The organism is Mesorhizobium sp. M1406 (assembly GCF_040317555.1).
Lineage (GTDB): Bacteria > Pseudomonadota > Alphaproteobacteria > Rhizobiales > Rhizobiaceae > Mesorhizobium.
Window position 1 is genome coordinate 14,739 of record NZ_JAMYKW010000043.1, and the last position, 19,437, is coordinate 34,175.

The following is a 19,437-nucleotide window of genomic DNA, read 5'->3' on the forward strand; positions in this document are numbered from 1 at the left end:
GTGAAATCTGTCCAGTCCAGCTGGGAAAATCGACCGGTGCTGTCGATAATTCTCGAAATCTGGGCAAGATGTCGGAGCCGGTCAATGCCAGGATCGAGGACAAACGCGGGCCGGCAATTTCCCGGTTCGCCTGAAGGGCAACGACTGGAACAGCGGCGACATCATTCCGGCCGCTCGATCTGGCTGCCGCAAGCGTGTCAATGGGATGGTTCGAGCGCCCGATCGAGAATGCTGCAGAGGCAAACTGAATTGGCGCAAAATATCGGTGTCTGTATCCCAAATGCGACCTCCAGCCGAACTGGAGCCATGCTACAAAAGTTGCGTCGGGCAAGTCGCATAATCTGGAGCTTGCAGAGGGAACGTGCCACTCAAGCCCATTCAAACCTGAAACGTTCGCAAGTCGTGTTCTTAAGATTCAGCGACGGGGCCTCAGCCAGAGCGCCCTAGCGTTATTTTCATTCGGCTGCTGCGCGTCTTCGCGAAACAGAATCGCCGGTTTGCTCAATATTCTGGCGGAAATCCCAGGAAATTGAGCTTTCTGCATATGTTTTGGCAGGGTTGCGTTTACCCGTGCCCAAATCGGCGGCAGATTTGCGCTGCTTATAATTGGAATTTTTACTTCTAATTTGGCGGGCAACGCAAAAAATATATCCTGCCCTCAAGCAGACAGCCAGACATCGAAGGAATGTGGATTGCCGACGACAGGGTCGGCATGCAGGGGAAGGGTTTGACCATGAAACAGGTGAAAGCGTCGACGAATTCAGTGACCAGAAGAAAGTTTCTTAAAGGCAGCGCGGCCGCTGCCGGGGCTGCCGTCGGATCGGGTGCGATCGGCGGGTTTCCAACGATCTGGGCCCAGGAGATTAAGGACATTGAATTGCGCCATCTCGGCGTTTCGTACTCGGTGGTGAAGGCCATCGGTGACCAGGCCGCCAAGGACCTCGGCTTCAAGGTGACGATGCAAAATCTCGACACCTCGGCAGCCATCAATCGTTTTATCACCCAGCCGAATTCGGTCGATATTGCCGATCTCGAAGGCTGGCAGGCCAAGCTCGCTGCCAAGCGCGGCGTGATCCAGGGCATCGAAGCCAAGCGGATCAAGGAATTCGACAACTTCCTGCCGATCTTCACCAAAGGTGAACTCGACGGGCACGAAATCCCGCGCCAGGGTATCTCCCCCTATGAGGCGCTCTACATCGAGAAACCGAGCTCGACCGAACTGCATGACGGCGTCACCGAATGGCTGACGAATGTCCCGCAGGTCTACAATGCCGATTCCATCGGCTACCGTCCCGATCTGGTCGGCCATCCGGTCACCGAATGGAAGGAATTGATCGACCCGAAGTTCAAGGGCAAAGCGGCGATCCTCGACGTGCCGGCGATCGGCATCATGGACGCCGCTCTTTGTTTTGAGAGCGCCGACCTGATAAAATACGGCAACAAGGGAAACATGACCAAGGCCGAGATCGACTTCACCATCGACAAGCTGATCGAACTGAAGAAGTCGGGCCACTTCCGGGCCACCTGGACCACATTCGACCAATCGGTGCAGTTGATGGCGGCTGGCGAGGTGATCATCCAGTCGATGTGGTCGCCAGCCGTCGCCGCTGTGAGGGTCAAGGAAATTCCTTGCGTATATGCCCCGGTAAACAAGAAGGGCGACAAGGAAGGCTATCGCGGCTGGTGCAACGGCATGGGCCTGATGAAACATCTTACCGGAAAGAAGCTCGACGCCGCTTATGAATATATGAACTGGTACATGTCGGGCTGGCAGGGTGCCTTCGTCAGCCGCTACGGCTATTACAGTCCGGTCCCGTCCACTGCGAAGAAGTTCATGACGCCAGCCGAATACACCTTTTGGTACGAGGGCAAACCGGCACCGGAAGAGGTCAAGGATCCATATGGTGTGCCCATGGAGAAGGTGGGCACCATGCGCGACGGCGGCTCCTTCGTCGAGCGCGTAACCAATATCTCGTGCTGGAACACGCTGATGGAAGAGGCGGCCTACATGAACAAGCGCTGGAACGACTTCAAGGTCGCCTGAGGCGCTAGCCGTAACCGGGCACGCCGTGCCCGGTCATACCTTCATCCGAAATCTTCGGAGTTCCGCGATGGCGCAAAGCGCTGCGTTGAAGCAAAATCTGGCCGGATGGGCTTACGTGGCTCCACTGGTCGTCGTGCTGATCCCCTTCTTCGTGCTGCCACTGATCGCCGTGGTGGCCGCAAGCTTCTTTGACACCGACGGGTTCGGGGGATTGTTGCCGGCCTTCAACCTCGACAACTACACCGAGATCCTGACCTCGGGACTGACGTTCAATCTCTATTACGAGACGATCAAGTTCACCGTGCTGACCTGGTTCTTCAGTCTCCTCATCGGCTTCTTCGTTGCCTATTTCCTCGTCTTCCATGTCAGAAACCAATTGCTCGCGCTTGGGCTGTTCCTGCTCTGCACGGTGCCGTTCTGGACCTCGAACATCATCCGGATGATTTCCTGGATCCCCTTGCTCGGCAAGGAAGGGCTGGTCAACGAGGCCTTGCTCAAGCTCGACTTGATCGACCAGCCGCTCGAATTCCTGCTGTTTTCGAGCTTCGCGGTGGTGGTCGCCTATGTCCACCAGCTGACCATCTTCATGATCGTGCCAATCTTCAACGCCATGGGGCGGATCGACAAACGCGTCGTCGAGGCCGCGCTGGACGCCGGCGCCAGTCGTTTCGACATCATGCGGCTGATCATCGTGCCGCTGTCGAAGAGTGGTATCGCGCTGGGCTCGATCTTCGTCATCTCGATCGTCATGGGCGATTTCTTCGTGGTCAAGGTGATGTCGGGCGGCGGTTCGGCCTCGGTCGTCGGCGCCTTCTACGAGGACATCTCTGTGCTGCAGTATCCGACCGCAGCCGCAAGTGCGGTTCTGCTGACGACAATCCTCGTTGTCACGGTCGGCCTGATCCTGCGCTTGGTCGACATTCGCAAGGAGATCACGCGATGAGCCTGGCCCGTGTCTCGGACGCAACCGTCGCCAGCGCACCGGCGCGCAGAAGCAGGGCGATCGCGCCGGCCAGTGGACGACGGCCGTGGACCTTCTACGTGCTTGCCATCCTGTTCACCCTCTATTTGATGGCGCTCTACGGTCCAATGGCCTGCATCTATATTCTTTCCTTCCAGGATCTGCGCGGCGGGCTGGTCTTCCCGATGAAGGGCCTGTCGCTGCACTGGTTCGTCGACCTCTTCACGCAAGTTCGCACCGGCGATGTCAAAGGCTCCTTCGAGCGCTCGTTCGAGCTTGCGATCGTGGTCACGGTGCTGACGGTGGCCGTGTCCTTCTTGGCCGGGCTCGGCTTCCGCAAGCGCTTCGCTGGCGACACGATCATCTTCTACCTGATGATCGGCAGCCTGGTTGCTCCTGGCCTGGTGCTCGGCATCGGCGTCGGGCTCATCTTCAACGCGGTCGGCGTCGAGGCAAGCCTGTTCACATCGGCGCTTGGCGCGCAGCTTTCATGGACGCTACCTTTCGGGGTGCTTGTCATGTTCGCTGTCATGTCGCGGTTCGACCATGCCTGGGAGGAGGCCGCGCGCGATCTCGGCGCGTCGCCCTGGCAGACGATCCGCCTCGTTGTGATCCCGGTGCTGGCGCCCGGCATTGTCGCTGTCGCGCTGTTCGGCTTCACGCTGTCTTACGATGAATTTGCCCGGACGCTGCAGACGGCCGGCTCGCTCAACACGCTGCCCCTGGAGATCTGGAGCATGACGCTGAACATCACCTCACCGGCGCTCTATGCGCTCGGCACTGTCACAACGATCGTCTCCTTTGTTGTCATTGCTGCGAGCCTGGGCACGATCGCCTTCATCCAAAAGCGGCGCGAGTCGCGCCCGTCTGGCCAGTTGGGAGGCGCGGCATGAGCCTCGGCAAGGGCCATATCGAAATCGCCGGGGTCGCCAAGAGCTATGACGGCTTCACCTATGCGGTCGACGGCGTCAATCTGAAGATCCCGGACGGCGCCTATTGCTGCATTCTCGGCCCGTCAGGCTGCGGCAAGACCACGATCCTGCGCATGATCGCGGGCCATGAGGATCCGACCGTCGGCGAGATCCTGATTGGCGGCGAGAATGTCGTCGGCCTGCCGCCGGTCGAGCGCCGCACGGCGATGATGTTCCAGTCCTACGCGCTGTTTCCGCATCTCACGGTGCGCGACAACATCGCCTTCACGCTCAGGGTTCGCGGGCTTTCGAAGACGGAGCGCTACGCCAAGACCGACGCCATGATCGAGAAGGTGCGGATGACCGAGTTTTCCGACCGTCTCCCGGCGCAGCTGTCTGGTGGCCAGCAGCAACGCGTGGCGCTGGCCCGCGCCGCCATCACCGAGCCGCGGGTGCTGCTGCTCGACGAGCCGCTGTCGGCGCTCGACGAGCATTTGCGCATCAGGATGCGCGCCGAGCTGAGACGCATGCAGCGCGAACTCGGTATCACCTTCGTTCATGTCACGCACACCCAGCTCGAGGCGATTGCGCTCGCCGACATGGTCGTCGTCATGGAGAACGGCAAGATCAAGCAGTCGGGTCCGGCGCGCGAAATCTATGCCGCACCGAAGGATCGCTACGTCGCGGAGTTTCTTGGCGGGCAGAATGTCCTGAGCGGCAAGGTCGGCAAGATCAACGGCACGCGGGCGATGATCGCGAGCCCCGAGATCGCCGGCATTCAGATTCCAGTGCACGCTGGTGCCCGGCTTGAGGCCGGCCAGGCAATCGACATCGCGGTGCGGCGCGACGATGTCGAGCTCTTCCGCCAGGATACGGTACTCTCCGAGGACATGGCATCGGTGCCGGCGACGATCCTGGGCATCGAGTACCAGGGAAACTTCGTCAAGGTGATGCTTGACGCGGCCGGCGAGACGGAATTCGTCGCCTATGTGCCGGAGCGCCGTTTTTTCAAGAATCCGTTCGATGTGGGCGACAACGTCCTTGCCGCATGGCTGATCGACCGCGCACATTTGCTTGCCTAGCCCGGAGCCCGTGATGGAAATCAATCTTACACTCAACACACGCCCGATCAGCGTCTCGGTGGATCCGGCGACGCTCCTGGTTGAGCTTCTGCGCGAGCAGCTCTCGCTCACGGGAACTCATGTCGGTTGCGACACCAGTCAATGCGGTGCCTGCCTCGTGCATTTCAACGGCGAGTCCGTGAAGAGTTGCACCATGCTGGCTGTCTCGGCCGATGGTGGCTCGGTGATGACGGTCGAAGGCCTGTCGGTTGCCGGGCGTGCCAGTCTGCATCCGATGCAACAGGCCTTTCATGAAAACCATGGGCTGCAATGCGGCTTCTGCACGCCGGGCATGTTGATGAGCGCGGTCGATCTCGTCGGACGCGATCCCGACCCGACCGAGACGAAGGTGCGCGATTGGTTGGAGGGCAATCTCTGCCGCTGCACCGGCTACCACAACATCGTCAAATCGGTGATCGCCGGCGCTGCCGCCATGCGCGATGCGAAGTGAGGGGCTTATGAACATGTCAAAAGTGGTCGGTATCGGCGCGTCGCCAAAGCGCAAGGAGGATCTGCGCTTCGTTACCGGGCGCGGCAACTACGTCGCGGACATGAGGCGGCCGGGCATGTTGTACGGCGCGTTCCTGCGCTCGCCGCATGCGCATGCCCGGCTTGGAGCGATCGATGCGACGGCAGCGCGGGCCATGCCGGGCGTGGCGGCGATCTATACCGGCGAAGATCTTAAAGCCGACAATGTCGGCGGACTACCGGTCGGCTGGGGCATCCACGGCAAGGACGGCAACCCGATGAAGGAGCCGCCACACCCGCCGATCGCGCATGGCAAGGTGCGCCACGTCGGCGACGCCGTCGCCTTTGTGGTGGCGGAATCGGTCGAGCAGGCGCGGAGCGCCGTGGAGGCGATCGAAGTCCAGTACGAGGTCCTGCCCGCCGTGGTCGGCGTCGTCGAGGCCCTGCAGGCGGGGGCGCCCGCCGTCCACGACGAGATCCCAGATAATCTTTGTTGCGACTGGGAACTGGGCGACGCCGCCGCCGTGGAGGCGGCTTTTACTGACGCCGCGCATATCGCCAGCATCGAACTCGTCAACAACCGCCTCATAGGCAATCCGATGGAGCCGCGCGCGGCCATCGGTGAATATGATTTCGCCACTGGCCAGCATACGCTGTGGACCACCAGCCAGTTTCCGCATGTGGTGCGCTTCTTGATGGGCGAGTTCGTGCTTCATATCCCCCAGCACAAATTGCGCGTCGTGGCGCCAGACGTCGGCGGCGGCTTCGGCGTCAAGCAGTTCCACTATGCCGAGGAAGCCGTCGTCACCTGGGCAGCCGCCAAGCTCGGCCTACCGGTCAAGTGGGTATGCGAGCGGTCGGAAGGCTTCATCTCCGACGCCCATGGCCGCGACCATTTCACCGAGGCCGATCTGGCCCTCGATGAGAGCGGCAAGTTCCTGGGTTTGAGGGTGCGCACCCTCGCCAATATGGGGGGCTACCTCTCGACCTTCGGACCCAATATCCCGACCAATCTTTATGCACCGCTGCTATCGGGGGTGTACCGGATGCCGGCCATCCACTGCTCGGTCAAGGTGGTCTTCACCAACACCGTTCCCGTCGATGCCTATCGCGGTGCCGGGCGGCCGGAAGCAACCTTCGTGTTGGAGCGTCTGGTCGACGTGGCGGCGATCGAGATGGGTATCGATAAGCGCGCCATCCGACGTCTCAACATGATCCCGACAGAGGCCTATCCCTATCAGACGCCGGTCATCGTCGAGTATGACAGCGGCGACCCGATGGGTTGCCTCGACCGGGCCGAGAAGCTCGCCGATGTGGAAGGATTCGAGCAGCGGCGGCTGGAATCGGCGCGCCGCGGCAAATATCGCGGCCTTGGGCTCTCCACCTACGTGGAAGCCTGTGGGCTTGCGCCATCGCGGCTCGCCGGTAGTCTCGGCGCGCGCGGCGGCCTCTATGAAAGTGCCACGGTGCGCGTGCATCCGACCGGTGCCGTCACCGTGCTGATCGGCACTCACAATCACGGCCAGGGCCATGAAACGACGTTCGCGCAGATCGTCTCGGATCGCCTTGGGGTACCCTTCGAGGATATCGACATCGTCTGCGGCGACACCGCCAAGGTGCAGTTCGGCATGGGCACCTACGGCTCGCGCTCGCTCGTGGTCGGCGGCGCGGCACTTTCGAAGGCGGCCGACAAGGTGATCTTGAAGGGGAGGAAGATCGCGGCCCACCAACTCGAGGCCGATCTAGGGGATATCATCTTCGACGCGGGGGAGTTTTCCGTCGCCGGCACGGACCGCAAGAAGAAGTTCACCGAGATCGCCGGCGCGGCCTATGTACCGTTCGATTATCCGTTGGAAACGCTCGAACCCGGGCTCGAGGAGCAATCCTTCTACGACCCGGTCAATTTCACCTATCCCGGCGGCGCGCATTTCGCCGAAGTCGAAATCGACCCCGACACCGGCACGGTGACGCTCGAGCGCTATACCGCCGTCGATGATGTCGGCACGATCATCAATCCGATGATTGTCGAGGGCCAGTTGCAAGGCGGCATCGCCCAGGGTGTCGGTCAGGCGCTGTTTGAGCACGGGGTCTATGACGAAAGCTCCGGACAACTGCTCTCCGGGTCCTTCATGGATTATTGCATGCCGCGCGCCGACAATTTTCCGTCGATCATCGTGGCGCCGCATTCGACGACCTGTACCCATACGCCGATGGGCGTGAAAGGTTGCGGCGAATGCGGCACCATCGGTTCGCCGGCTGCCGTCATCAATGCCGTGGTCGACGCCCTGCAGCCACTGGGCATCACCCATGTCGACATGCCGGCAACGCCCAACCGGATCTGGAACATCATCCGCAATTCACGCGCCGCGCTTGCAGCCGAATGAGGGGGCTTCGATGAAATCCTTCGCCTATCTGAAGCCCGAGACGACCGTTGCGGCAGCCGATCTGCTTTCCGAGCATGACGACGCCAAGATCCTGGCCGGCGGCATGACGCTGCTACCCACGATGAAGCAAGGCCTGGCCGCGCCGGCAGCGATCATCGATCTCTCAGCGGTAGCGGCACTTCGCGAGATAGCATTCGAGGAGGGTGCCCTGGTCGTCGGCGCAATGGCTCGTCACTACGACGTGGCGGTCTCCGTTCTGGTGCAGACGCATATCCCCGGCCTGGCCTTGCTCGCCGGGCAGATCGGCGACCCGCAAGTGCGCCATCGCGGCACGATCGGCGGCTCTGTAGCCAACAACGATCCAGCCGCCGACTATCCGGCGGCGATCCTCGCGCTCGATGCGACTGTGGTCACGACCAGACGGACCGTTGCCGCCGACGCGTTCTTCGTCGATATGTTCGAGACGGCGCTCGAGCCTGGGGAAATCGTCACCGCTTTCCGAATCCCGGTTCCGGACATGGCAGCCTATGCGAAATTCCGCAGCCCGGCGTCGCGCTATGCGCTTGTCGGCGTGTTCGTCGCACGGACGGCCGGAAAGGTGCGTGTCGCCGTCACCGGTGCGGCCTCGTCGGTTTTCAGGGCGCTCGACGTCGAGGCGGCGCTGCAGGAGCGGTTCGATCCGGATGCGCTCAACCGCGTCTCGATGGATCCATCGGGACTGAATTCCGATATCCACTCGGATCGCGACTATCGCGCCAATCTGGTGATGGTCATGGCACGCCGAGCGGTAGCGGCTGCGCTTCGAAACGCCGGCCAGGGTGCAACAAAAGGACAATAGCGGCCGGCCGGCGCGGTTCGGCCGCGCGAGTCCGGCCCGGGAGGGCTTATGACCGTCAATCCAGCCAATTTCGGCGCGGCCAGCGCGCCGGGCGACCTTGCGCGTCTTTCCGCCGCCGACATGGTCGCCGGCTACAGAGCAGGGCGTTTCGACGCTGTCGACGTGATCGACGATACGGTGTCGGCACTGCGCCGCGCGGACGCTGTCTGTGACATCGTGGTGACCGACCTTTATGACGAGGCTGTTTCCGCCGCCAAGGTGATAGCACAACGCTACCGAAAGGGCATTGAGAACCGTGCGCTGGCGGGCGTTCCTGTTACTGTCAAGGATCTCGTCTTCGTCGCCGGCAAACCGGCGAAAGCCGGCGCACCTTCGCTCGCCGGTTTCGTGCCTGAGGTCGACGCGCATGTCGTGCGCCGCCTCCGTGACGCCGGCGCCATCGTAACCTGCAAAACGACCACCTGTGAATCCGGCTACAAGCTCACCGCCGACAGTCCGGTCAGCGGCATTACCCGCAATCCCTGGTCACCGGACCGCACCAGTGGCGGCTCAAGCGGCGGTGCCGCCGCCGGTGTCGCCGCCGGCTGCGGCCCGCTGGCGATTGGCACCGACGGCGTCGGTTCAATCCGCGTCCCGGCTTCGTTCTGCGGGGTCTTTGGTCTGAAGCCGACCTTTGGCCTCGTTTCGCGCGCGCCCGGCTTCTTCCCGCCGTCATGGGGATCGCTCGCGCATACCGGCCCCATTGCTCGAACGGTCACCGATGCGGCCCTGCTGCTCGAGACAATTGCGGGCTACGACGTGCGCGACGCCGCCTCGCTCGCCCTGAAGCCACAGGAATATTCGAGGATACCGCCGTCAGCGAAGGGCCTGCGCGTCGCCTTCTCGGCCGATTTCGGCTACGCGCCGATCGACCCGCAAGTCCGGGCGGCGTTTGCCACCGCAGTGGATATCCTGGCTTCCGCCGGCGCCGAACTCGTCGAGTTCCCTTTTACCCTCGACCCGCAGATGCTGGACAAGGTGCTCAAGCCGATCGCCTTCACCGAACAAGCGGCATCGGTCGGCGACCGCGGTGAAGAGGCGTTTGTCGGTTCGGACGATGCGTTCCGCGCGGTTCTTCAAAAAGGCCTTGGCTACAGTGGCGCGGACTACATGGCGGCAACGCATCTGCGCACAAGGCTGAGGAGCCAGTTCGTCGAACTGTTCGGCACCGTCGACATATTGCTGACGCCGACGGTCGCAGTCACCGCCTTCGCCGCCGGCACGCTTGGCGCATCCTGCGTCGACGGGCGTCAGGTCGACGCGCATCTGGGCTGGTCGCCCTTCACCTGGCCGGTCAATCTGTGCGGCCTGCCGGCCGCGACGGTTCCTTGCGGGCGCGATTCCTCGGGTCTGCCGATTGGCCTGCAGATGATCGCGCCATGGATGCGGGAGAGCTCCGTCATTGCGCTGGCGGGAGCCTTCGAGCAGGCACGGCCTTGGGCTCTGGAATGGCCGCCGCTCAACTTCCAGTGAGGGGTTCTTCGCTTTCAGCTTCACGCATGTCCGGCATCAGCACACCGCCGATCTCGCGGCTGATATCGAGATAGTGCGAAAGATAGTCGTACAGTGCCTTGGCGGCCGGCGTGGTCGCGCCTTGCGCCTTGTAGAGCAGCAGGTCCACCTTCGGCAGTGTCGGAAATTCGCCGCTAGCGACGATCTCGCGCATGCCCGAAACGAGCGCGCTGCGGCCGAGCACTGTGATGGCCATACCCGAAAACACCGCGGCCTGGAGCCCGCTGACGCTTTCACTGACGCAGGCGATGCGCCAGGGGCGGCCCGCCATTTCTAGGTGCTCGATGGCGTGGTCGCGATAGATATTGCCAGGCGGCAGCAGTGCCAGCGGCAAGGGTGTCTCGATATGCGCCGTTGAGTGTTCCCCGGTGATCCAGACGAGCTGTTCCTGACGCACGACCCGCCCGCCGACGAAGTCGTTCATCCGCGTTACCAGCGCGATGTCGATTTCGCCGCGATGGACCTGCGCGACCAGCGGCGTCGACAGCGAACATTGAAGCTGGACCTGGACACGCGGGAAGGCGCGCTGGAATACAGCCAGGATCGACGGCAGCAGATAGGCCGCGTAGAGATCGGGCGTACCGAGAATGACCTGGCCTTCGATGTCGGGCGACGAGAGGCGCGACAGCAGCTCGTCGTGCAGGCGCAGGATCGAATTTGCATAGGAAAGCACCAGCCTGCCATCGGAAGTGAGCACCATCTTGCGTCCGTCATGACGGAACAGGTTGCAGCCGCAAATGTCGTCGAGTCGCTGAAGTTGCAGGGTAATGGCCGGCTGTGAGCGGCTGAGGCGCCGCGCCGTCTCCGTAATGCTGCCGGTTTCCGCGACACATTGCAGCGATCGGAGCATTCGTATGTCGACGCTGATGAGGTTCATATTCGTGCCCGAGCCAGATCCAATGCGCCCAGCCAATTTCAAGCAAGATTCATTCCAAATCTGATGCGCATGCATATGGCTTCCACCCACGAATATGAACGCCGAGATGCGGCCGGGTCTGACTGCGAAGAAGCAGATGGCCGCAGCCCGATCACCGTGCATGACGGCTACTAGCGAGCGGTCGGCTGGTCGATCGCCACGGGGCTTGCGGGCTGGACCAGATCTGCGAACGCAGGGTAGCAATTTGATCCCAGTCAATGCGAGGTGCCGGGTATTCGGGGTTAGAGTCGGGGAGTCGGGAGAGCGCTACCGCCTTTCCCCCCACTCGGAGAGCATGCGATATGTTCCACAGTGTCGGGCGTGATGGGCCTGTCTCGGTGCTGCAAAGACCGGTAGGGAACGGGAGAGTCTGACCCGAAAGCTATCCACGACGCGAACGGCAACTTCGCGCCTGATTTCGGTCGTAGAGGCAAACTTTGCCTTCGACGAAGCTGCGCGTCTTGGACGGCCGCGTGAGATTGCCTGAGAAGCAGACGACGGTGGGATTTGTCATGGCAGTCACCGGGGTTGCGGGTCCAGTATGACCGGGCAGCTTTCGTCTTTCGCCCAGTCGGCGAAGCTCAGATAGTAGGCGCGGACGTCGTCATATCCGGCTCGGACCGCGGCGGCGGCCGCGAGTGCCGCCCGGCTACCACCGTCGCAATGGGTGATCACGTGACCCCCGGCCTGGAAGCCGGCCTTGGAGAGGAGATCGCGAAGAGCGCTGGGCGACTTCAGATCGTCGAGCAGGTCCGCATGCGGAAGCGAGCGCGCGCCCGGCAAATGGCCGCCCCGAGCGTTACGCCGCAAGTCGGTGCCGGCAAACTCGTCCGCCGTTCGAGCGTCGAGAAGTTGGACGCTGTCCAGGTCGGCCTTCAGCATGTGCCGATCGACCAGCCCAACCGATCCGGCTCCCGGTCGAGCTTGGAACGCCGCTACTTCCGAAGCTTCGCGTGCCTTTGCCAGAAGTTCCGCGCGTTCGCGGATCGCAGGCCATCCGCCGTTCACGATCAGCGCCTCGGCGCCGAAATACTGCAGGACGAACCAGACGCGGGCGGCCTCCGTCATGCGCCCGTCGTCATAGATCACAGCGGGCCGTGGGCCGCCGACGCCGAGATCGGTGATCGCCTGCTCCCAGTAGGCGACGTTCTCAAAGGAGGTCTCGCCCGACTTCGCGGCGGCCTCCCATTCTTCGATTGGCACGCGAACGGCCATCGCCGGGTGATCGGCCTCGAAGGACGCAGGCTCACGTACGTCCAGCAGACGAAACTCGCCAATTGATGGCAGCGCGTCGGGCTCGATGATGGGATCGTGTGGCATCAGATTCTCTCTGACAGGAGGCGCGGCGCCGAATTGTGCCGCAACTGCATTTTGGGCGAGTACTGGCATGGATGCGCTAGACCTCGACCTTGGTGCCGTCGAAACGGGCGAAGCTGAACCCCTCGAACGGCTCGCGATATGTTTGCCGCTCGTTGCGGAGAATGCTGATCGCGAGCTCTTCGCCGAGCGCCAGCGACGCCGAGAAATCCGAGCGCCAATGGATGCCGGCCCAGTCGCGGCCGACGCCGTAGTTCCAGGCAAGCTTGTTGAGCTCGCCTCCGACAGTGAGCGGCCCACCCCGGTAGGGGATGAGCTTAGTCGGATCCTTGGGATCAGTCTGAACCGGGTTCGAAATCACGGCGTCCTCATCGAAGAGCGCCTTGAGGATCGTCACGTTGGACGCGGCGATCTGGGCGGCTCCGCCGGGATAGCTCGAGTGGATCGGCGCGCCCTCGGGGTAGACGTGCGACAGGAGATGGCTGCCGAACTTGCCGACGCTTCGCGCCAACGCAGCCGAGTTCAGGACGTCGCTGTGGACCGGATAGACGTCCACCTTGTTGGCGATACGGTGATGGATCAGACCGCCATACGCTTCCGGCCGTAAAGTGCGATGGACATAGAACTTCTGCCAGTACGCAACGCGAATGGCCAGCGAGGCGGTGATCGGCAGCAGGCTCTGCGCGTAGGGCAGCCCGAACGTGCCGTAACCGCCGGTCTGCGTCTTCGACTTCACATACGGATTGGATTTGCTGAAGGGGATTCCAAAACCGCCATAGTCCGGATTGGCCTTGTCGGGTGCTACACCAAGGAGCAGGGCTGCCGACCAGAAGGCGGCCGGGTTGTTGTGGACGTATTCCGCGAGATCGCGGCCGGTTGCGATGTAGCGCGGCGTCGGGTCGAAGCTGGTCGGCTTGGCGGGCGGATTGCCGTTCTGGATGGCGAGCCACTCGTCGTAGCCGGTGAGGAAATCGGTCCCGGCCGCGGCGGTGCGAATGCGGGCGGAGATGAGTTGGCTGCCGTAAGGAGCGTCCTTGAGCAGGAATTGCGAGATGTAGGGACCCTGAAGTGTGCCGGGCGGCGTCACATAGCGACCGGTTCGCCGCGACGGATCAGCCACGTCGACGTAAAGCGCCGTCCCACGAAACAGCGACTGTGGAGTAATGCTTCCGTTCCTGCGCGGCCCCTTGAAGGCAGCGAGCTTGCTCAACTCTTCAACCGCGGCGAGCACGTCCTTGCTGCTGGTGTCGTCCGTCAGCTCCGACAGCGGAACGTCGCGCAGGATCGACTGCCAGTAGAGTTCGACAGCCTCGCTGGCCCGCGCCACGCTGTCGAGCGCAGGTGCCGGCGGGATCGCGAACTGCGGACCGACGCAGCCCGTCAGGTTCACGGCAAGGGAGCCGATCGGATTGAGCTGCTTGCGCTTGCCGCCGAGCGGTATCGCCTCGAAGTCGGCCGGATCACCCGAGGCGTAGGCCTTCAGCGTCGCGTCGAAGGCTGGTCTGTCGACTTCACCGCGTTTGTCGTGCGGCAGGCCGCGCGTATCGGAACCGATGAGAGTTGGGTATTTCTCTTCGTCGCCACTGACCGGATGCGGCACGACCGCCACCGCGAAATCCGTGTCCGCCGCGGCGCTCCGCACGACAAAGGCGTGTTTGCGGAAAACAAGGTGGGCGTCCGTCGTCTCCTCGCCGGCATGCGCCCTGGCCGAGCGGACGACCGCAAGGGAAGGCAAGCCTGTGACCGCTATCGCCGCGACGCCTCCGGCTGCTCCAAGAAAGCGGCGGCGGCCGCCGTTGTGGACATCTGCCCTATCCGGTGCGGATGCCTCACGGCCGGTCTGGCCGTCGCCTTCTGATCCGTGATCCCAGTGCGTCATTGCGATCTCCTTGTTTCGCCGAAGCGCTGCATTGATCGAAGGTGTGCCGCGCCTAAACCTCTTCGAGAATTCGCGCTTGCAGGGCGACGGCCGACGTGTCCGCGGCCTCGCGTCGAGGGCGAGGGAGATCGACCGGATTGTCGAGCGCTATGGCGCCGTCGCGGATGACAATCACCCTGTCGGCAAGGGCCACCGCCTCGGCGACATCGTGAGTGATGAGAACCGTCGTGAAACCGTGCTCGCGCCAGATGCGCTCGAGCAGACGATGCATCTCCATGCGCGTCAACGCGTCAAGAGCCCCGAACGGCTCATCGAGGAGAAGAACACCGGGCCGACTCACCAGGGCACGGGCAAGGGCGACGCGCTGACACTGGCCCCCCGACAAGACCGCGGGCCAATCGTTTGCCCGGTCCGCAAGCCCGACATCGGCGAGCGCTGCCGTGGCGGTCTCGCGCCAGCCATTCGCCCGTGCGATTCCGACATTGCCGAGAACACGATGCCAAGGGAGAAGCCGCGCGTCCTGGAAGAGCAGCCGGACGTTCGACTGCAGCGATTGGACCTTCGCGCCGCCGACCGAGACGGTCCCGCTCGTCGGGCGGTCGAGGCCGGCGATCAGGCGAAGGAGCGTGGACTTGCCGCAGCCGGAGCGACCGACAATCGCCAGCAGTTGCCCCGCCGGAATACTCAGACCGAACTCGGACAGCACCCGCCTTTCTCCGAACGACTTGGACAAGCCGTCGAGCAGCACGGCTTCTCCGTTCGCTGAGCGCTCTTCAAGACCACGCTCTGCGAATTCGCGGAGCGTCTCGGTACGAACCAGGACGGAATCCGTTTCCTGGAATACTGTGGGGCCGCCTTCGCGCAGCCGGAGCGCGGTTGCAACTTCTCTCATGGTGCTGCCCTGGTGGCGGCGGGTTGGTACGCCGGATGCCAGGCGAGAGCGCGCGCCTCGATCAGCCGGGTGATCGCGTCGGCGAGCTTGCCGAGCAGCGCGTAGACGATGATGCCGAGGACAACGATGTCGGTCTGAAGGAATTCCCGCGCATTCATTGTCATGTAGCCGATGCCCGAGGAGGCCGAGATCGTCTCGGCGACGATCAGCGTCAGCCACATGATGCCGAGCGAGAAGCGCAGGCCGACAAGAATCGACGGCAACGCACCCGGCAAGATCACCCGCCAGAACAGCGCCAGGCGGCCGAGCCCATAGACGCGCGCCATCTCGATCAGCTTGACGTCGATGGTGCGGATGCCGTGAAAAGTATTCAGGTAGATCGGAAACGCGGTCCCGACCGCCACCAGAAAGATCTTCGCCTCCTCACCGATCCCGAACCAGAGGATGACGAGGGGAATCATGGCCAGGTGCGGCACGTTGCGCAACATCTGCATCGACGAGTCGAACACGGTCTCGGCCGGCCGCGAAATTCCGGCCAGAACGCCGAGGACGAAACCGATACTGCCGCCGATAGCAAGCCCCTTCAGCGCCCGTTCCGTCGAGATGGCGGCATGGGTGAGAAGCGTCCCATTGCGCAGGCCTTCCCAAAAAGCGGCGGCCACCGCGCTCGGAGCTGGCAGCAGGCGGGTCGACATTATTCCGCTGCGCGAAGCAATTTCCCATACGACCACAGTGCCGATCGGCAACGCCCAGGACGCGAGGATCTGCAGTGCCGCTGCGCCTGCGTTTCGAAGCTGCGTCGGGTGAGCCACGGTCAGGATGCCCTTGGCGGCGCCGGGCGCAGATACGGCAGGTCTGTGGCACGCCCGTCAGTCGCTGTGCCGAGGTACCTGCCGTCTCCATGAGACGGCAGGAACCACAGCACGTTGACGCGGTCGGGAAAAAGCTCGTCGGCGACGTTCACGACTGTGGCTTCCTCACGGCATCGGCGATCGAGATCGCGGTCGGGATCAGGCCGAGTTCATGGAACACATCGGCGATCTTCTGCTGCGCGGCCACCACGTCCGGTGTGATCGGTTTCACGCCATAGGAGCGCCGCTGGACTGCGACTTCGAGAATGTCGGCAGGAATGCCGAGTGCCGGCGAAAACTGTTCGGCCACATCGCCGCGATTGGCGTTGATCCATGTGTCGATCTCGCCGAGGGATACCACGATGGTGTCGACGACCTCGGGGTGAGTGTCGACGAAGCCGCGCGAGGCGAGATAGAATTCGTGGTTGTCCACCACGTCGCTGCCGTTCGCCAATTGGCGGGCACCGGTGGCTGCTTCCGCGGCCGCCAGAAATGGTTCCCAGATCACCCAGGCATCGACAGCCTGCTTCTCGAATGCGGCGCGTGCGTCGGCAGGCGGCAAAAATGAGACTTCCACGTCAGAATAGGCCAGCCCGGCTTTCTCCAGCGCCTTGACGAGAAGGTAATGGACATTCGAGCCTTTGTTCAGCGCGACCTTCTTTCCCTTCAGGTCGGCGACGGTCTTGAGCGGGCTATCCTTGGGGACCAGGATCGCCTCGGCTTCAGGCGCCGGAGGTTCATAACCCACATAGACGAGGGGAGCACCGGCAGCCTGCGCGAAGATAGGCGGCGCTTCGCCAGTCGTGCCGAAATCAATGGACCCGATGTTGAGCGCCTCAAGCAGTTGCGGCCCCGCCGGGAACTCGGTCCACTCGACCGTGTAGCCCTGCGGTTTCAGCTTTTCCTCAAGGAGCCCCTTTGTCTTCAGTAGAATGAGTGTGCCGTACTTTTGGAACCCTATTCGGACGATTTTGTCATCCGCATGAGTTGCGGTGGCGGCGGCCAGCGCAATGGTGCCGGCGAGAGCGAGCTTCGCAAGGTAGCTTATGAAGGCATTCATCAATCGGACTCCTCTTCCCAACGTCAGTACAGGACTTTGAAATCAGCTGGCATGAAGCATGCCGCAGTGCTCTGCGCCCGCAATTCAGGAGCGCAGTCGGGGATGCCCGATTTCGTTGAGCGTAACGGGCGGGAGGAGCCCTCACAAAGGATATTCTACTAATCTGATAGAATTTATTGAGAAAGGTTTTCCTTTGGAGGAGAGGACCGACAAAGCACCGGCCCGTGGCCCGAACAAGAAGGCGCCACCTGGCGTCACGTCGACGAAGGCTGGCTGAGCAATGCGGTCGCGAGGCGCTGGCATTGAACGCGGATGTGGGATCGCTTCGATCTCGAAAAAGGTGCCGCGGGTAAGCGCACTGCTGAAATGCGATCTCTGCGGATACGTGAAGCAGCGACGATTTGGCCGTGGTGCCCGGCAAGCATCAGAGACAGGCATGTATCGACCATGCTGAGGCCGCTGCCGATGATGAGGACTTGATCGGCTGGATCGGGCAGGGCGGCGTCATCTGCCCCTGACTGCGCAAGCAAGGACTGACTGCGGCTCGCCTTCTGATCGTGTCCCGTCGCCAGAACGCATCGCTGCGTCACAACACTTGAACCATCGGCCAGCTCCAAATACTCATCGCGCTCAACGATTCCGACGCATTCCTCGTCGATTATGCGCAATCTTCCATATGAGCCGTTCTCTTTCGAAGTCTCATGCAGCAGCTGCCCGAGATATCTGCCATACAGGCGGCGGGGAGCGAAATAGGTCGTCGGATCATCGATCTGGATATTGCGAGCCCGCAGCCAATGCACGAATGGTCGGGATCATCGGCGAAGGCCTCATATTCGAGGCCGGACATTGAGAAGGTGATCCGGGAGGTCGGTTGAATAGGCTAAGCCTCGTCCAAGCAAGGTCCGCTTTTCGAGGATGACGATGTCAAGGTCGGAATCTCGATTGCGCAGAAGCTGGTCGTCATCAGCACGCCGCTTGCACCGCCGCCGATGATTGCAATCGAGCTCGCCGATACCGTGGGGGCGGCCAAATTCCATTTTCGGCGATGGGCGACCGTCATCAACGAGCGATCTCCGTGCGGCTCGCGAGCGCGGGGCGCGACCCGGGAGGGGGGTATAAGGAGAAATCCGACACGCTCCAGTTAGATGTGATTACTAGGCGGCGTCGAGATTGCGTAGACGCTCGACACAGAGCGCCCGCAACACGCGCGCGGCATCCTGGATGGGCCGCCTCCGCCTGCGAGTAGGCGAGCGCCATAGCCAGGAGATTCTCGATCCCAACCGAGCCTTTGCCGAGGGCGCTCGTCTGCATCATTTCATAGCCGGTGAGCGGAAACCGAGAGCGGCAGAAATTCGCTGGGCGGCTTTGGCCACCATTTCACCGAGTTCGCATATGCGTTCTTCTGGTACGCGGTTTTCCGGGGCGGCGATGTTCAGTGCTGCGACTATCTTGCCAGGCGAAGCGAACACAGGCGCGGTGATCGAAATCAGATCGTCGTTGATCTCACCGCGACTGACGAAAAACTTGGCCTTGCGGATTTGCTCGAGCCCGCCCCTTAGAAGCCGAGGATCGGTCACAGTTTTCTTGGTGAAGCGCTTCAAGGGGCCGGAAAGAATGGCCTCGCGCTCCTCGTCATCCATATGGGCCAGGAATGCCTTACTCGAACCAGCATGTAGTGGGCGCCGTCGGCCGACAATCGCGTTGACGCGAAGATCTCGCTTCGGCTCCCATTTGGCGACGCAGAGGCTTTCCTGGTCATCGCGGATTCGCAGTTGTGTGGTTTCGCCGATCTCCTGACCGAGTTCTTCCAGAACAGGGTTTGCAATGCGGATCAGGTCCATCTGTTCGCTAGCGGCGTGGCCGAGCATCAGCGCGGCGAGGCCGAGACGATAGCCCTTTCCATCCGATGACCGCGCCAGCAAGCCGCGCTTCACCAGCGTCTGCAAAAGCCGGAAAGCTCGTGCCTTGCTGTCACCAGAACGCCGCGCGATTTCGGAAACACCAAGATCTGCCTCGCCGGCCACAGTGTGCAACAAACTGATCGCGCGATCGACGGAATCGACCGTGTATCGGGTGTCTGCCTGATCGGTCATTTCTCACTCCCTCCCCAAAACATCTGATTCCGAAGGTTAAATGAGGAATTTCGTTTCGTCCAGTGAAACAACGGTTTATCTGCGTTGACAAACGGAGAAGCTTTCTTTTCAACTCGCTGTCAGGAAGGAGGCCGGCACCGTAAGCGAACCC

General features: G+C 62.3%; 17 protein-coding genes. 8 read left to right on the top strand and 9 right to left on the bottom strand.

Annotated elements, in window-relative coordinates; translation table 11 throughout:
* The first annotated feature begins 733 nt into the window (after positions 1 to 733).
* The 8 genes from NKH03_RS25870 (at position 734) to NKH03_RS25905 (ending at position 10,239) form a co-directional block, all read left to right on the top strand.
* The gene (locus NKH03_RS25870; protein ID WP_352971428.1) at positions 734 to 2,044 is read left to right on the top strand and encodes an ABC transporter substrate-binding protein; all 1,311 of its coding nucleotides are present in this window, start codon (positions 734 to 736) and stop codon (positions 2,042 to 2,044) included.
* Positions 2,045 to 2,111: 67 nt separating this feature from the next.
* Positions 2,112 to 2,987, top strand: a complete 876-nt coding sequence (locus NKH03_RS25875) for an ABC transporter permease (protein WP_352971430.1) — start codon at positions 2,112 to 2,114, stop codon at positions 2,985 to 2,987.
* Complete coding sequence (locus NKH03_RS25880) at positions 2,984 to 3,898, top strand: ABC transporter permease (protein WP_352971432.1); 915 nt, start codon at positions 2,984 to 2,986, stop codon at positions 3,896 to 3,898. The genes NKH03_RS25875 and NKH03_RS25880 overlap by 4 nt, the downstream gene beginning before the upstream one ends.
* Entirely contained in the window at positions 3,895 to 4,998 is a 1,104-nt protein-coding gene (locus tag NKH03_RS25885) for an ABC transporter ATP-binding protein (RefSeq protein ID WP_352883266.1), read from the top strand. Before NKH03_RS25880 ends, NKH03_RS25885 begins: the two co-directional genes overlap by 4 nt.
* A gap of 13 nt (positions 4,999 to 5,011) precedes the next feature.
* Complete coding sequence (locus NKH03_RS25890) at positions 5,012 to 5,488, top strand: (2Fe-2S)-binding protein (protein WP_352872292.1); 477 nt, start codon at positions 5,012 to 5,014, stop codon at positions 5,486 to 5,488.
* A 13-nt stretch (positions 5,489 to 5,501) separates the two neighbouring features.
* Positions 5,502 to 7,889 (top strand): xanthine dehydrogenase family protein molybdopterin-binding subunit, encoded by a 2,388-nt coding sequence (locus tag NKH03_RS25895; RefSeq protein WP_352883270.1) that lies wholly within the window; start codon positions 5,502 to 5,504, stop codon positions 7,887 to 7,889.
* 10 nt (positions 7,890 to 7,899) lie between these two features.
* The gene (locus NKH03_RS25900) at positions 7,900 to 8,727 is read left to right on the top strand and encodes an FAD binding domain-containing protein (protein ID WP_352872290.1); all 828 of its coding nucleotides are present in this window, start codon (positions 7,900 to 7,902) and stop codon (positions 8,725 to 8,727) included.
* A gap of 48 nt (positions 8,728 to 8,775) precedes the next feature.
* The gene (locus tag NKH03_RS25905) at positions 8,776 to 10,239 is read left to right on the top strand and encodes an amidase (RefSeq protein ID WP_352872288.1); all 1,464 of its coding nucleotides are present in this window, start codon (positions 8,776 to 8,778) and stop codon (positions 10,237 to 10,239) included.
* Here NKH03_RS25905 and NKH03_RS25910 read toward each other — a convergent pair.
* From NKH03_RS25910 to NKH03_RS25950, 9 genes are all read right to left on the bottom strand, one after another.
* Positions 10,226 to 11,155, bottom strand: a complete 930-nt coding sequence (locus NKH03_RS25910) for a LysR substrate-binding domain-containing protein (protein WP_352872287.1) — start codon at positions 11,153 to 11,155, stop codon at positions 10,226 to 10,228. The two genes, NKH03_RS25905 and NKH03_RS25910, sit on opposite strands and share 14 nt — an antisense overlap.
* Positions 11,156 to 11,713: 558 nt before the next feature.
* Complete coding sequence (locus NKH03_RS25915) at positions 11,714 to 12,514, bottom strand: sulfurtransferase (RefSeq protein WP_352971434.1); 801 nt, start codon at positions 12,512 to 12,514, stop codon at positions 11,714 to 11,716.
* A gap of 76 nt (positions 12,515 to 12,590) precedes the next feature.
* On the bottom strand, positions 12,591 to 14,390 hold the full coding sequence (locus NKH03_RS25920) for a vanadium-dependent haloperoxidase (RefSeq protein ID WP_352971435.1): 1,800 nt from the start codon (positions 14,388 to 14,390) through the stop codon (positions 12,591 to 12,593).
* Between the two features lie 52 nt (positions 14,391 to 14,442).
* Entirely contained in the window at positions 14,443 to 15,138 is a 696-nt protein-coding gene (locus NKH03_RS25925; protein WP_502911026.1) for an ATP-binding cassette domain-containing protein, read from the bottom strand.
* A gap of 140 nt (positions 15,139 to 15,278) precedes the next feature.
* Positions 15,279 to 16,094, bottom strand: a complete 816-nt coding sequence (gene ssuC / locus NKH03_RS25930; protein ID WP_502911025.1) for an aliphatic sulfonate ABC transporter permease SsuC — start codon at positions 16,092 to 16,094, stop codon at positions 15,279 to 15,281.
* A gap of 148 nt (positions 16,095 to 16,242) precedes the next feature.
* A complete protein-coding gene (locus NKH03_RS25935; RefSeq protein WP_352872282.1) occupies positions 16,243 to 17,193 on the bottom strand; it encodes a sulfonate ABC transporter substrate-binding protein in 951 nt (316 codons plus the stop codon).
* 254 nt (positions 17,194 to 17,447) lie between these two features.
* The gene (locus tag NKH03_RS25940; RefSeq protein WP_352883262.1) at positions 17,448 to 17,993 is read right to left on the bottom strand and encodes an FAD/NAD(P)-binding protein; all 546 of its coding nucleotides are present in this window, start codon (positions 17,991 to 17,993) and stop codon (positions 17,448 to 17,450) included.
* Between the two features lie 80 nt (positions 17,994 to 18,073).
* On the bottom strand, positions 18,074 to 18,256 hold the full coding sequence (locus tag NKH03_RS25945) for a hypothetical protein (RefSeq protein ID WP_352872278.1): 183 nt from the start codon (positions 18,254 to 18,256) through the stop codon (positions 18,074 to 18,076).
* A gap of 247 nt (positions 18,257 to 18,503) precedes the next feature.
* Complete coding sequence (locus NKH03_RS25950; RefSeq protein ID WP_352872276.1) at positions 18,504 to 19,286, bottom strand: IclR family transcriptional regulator; 783 nt, start codon at positions 19,284 to 19,286, stop codon at positions 18,504 to 18,506.
* Positions 19,287 to 19,437 lie beyond the last annotated feature (151 nt).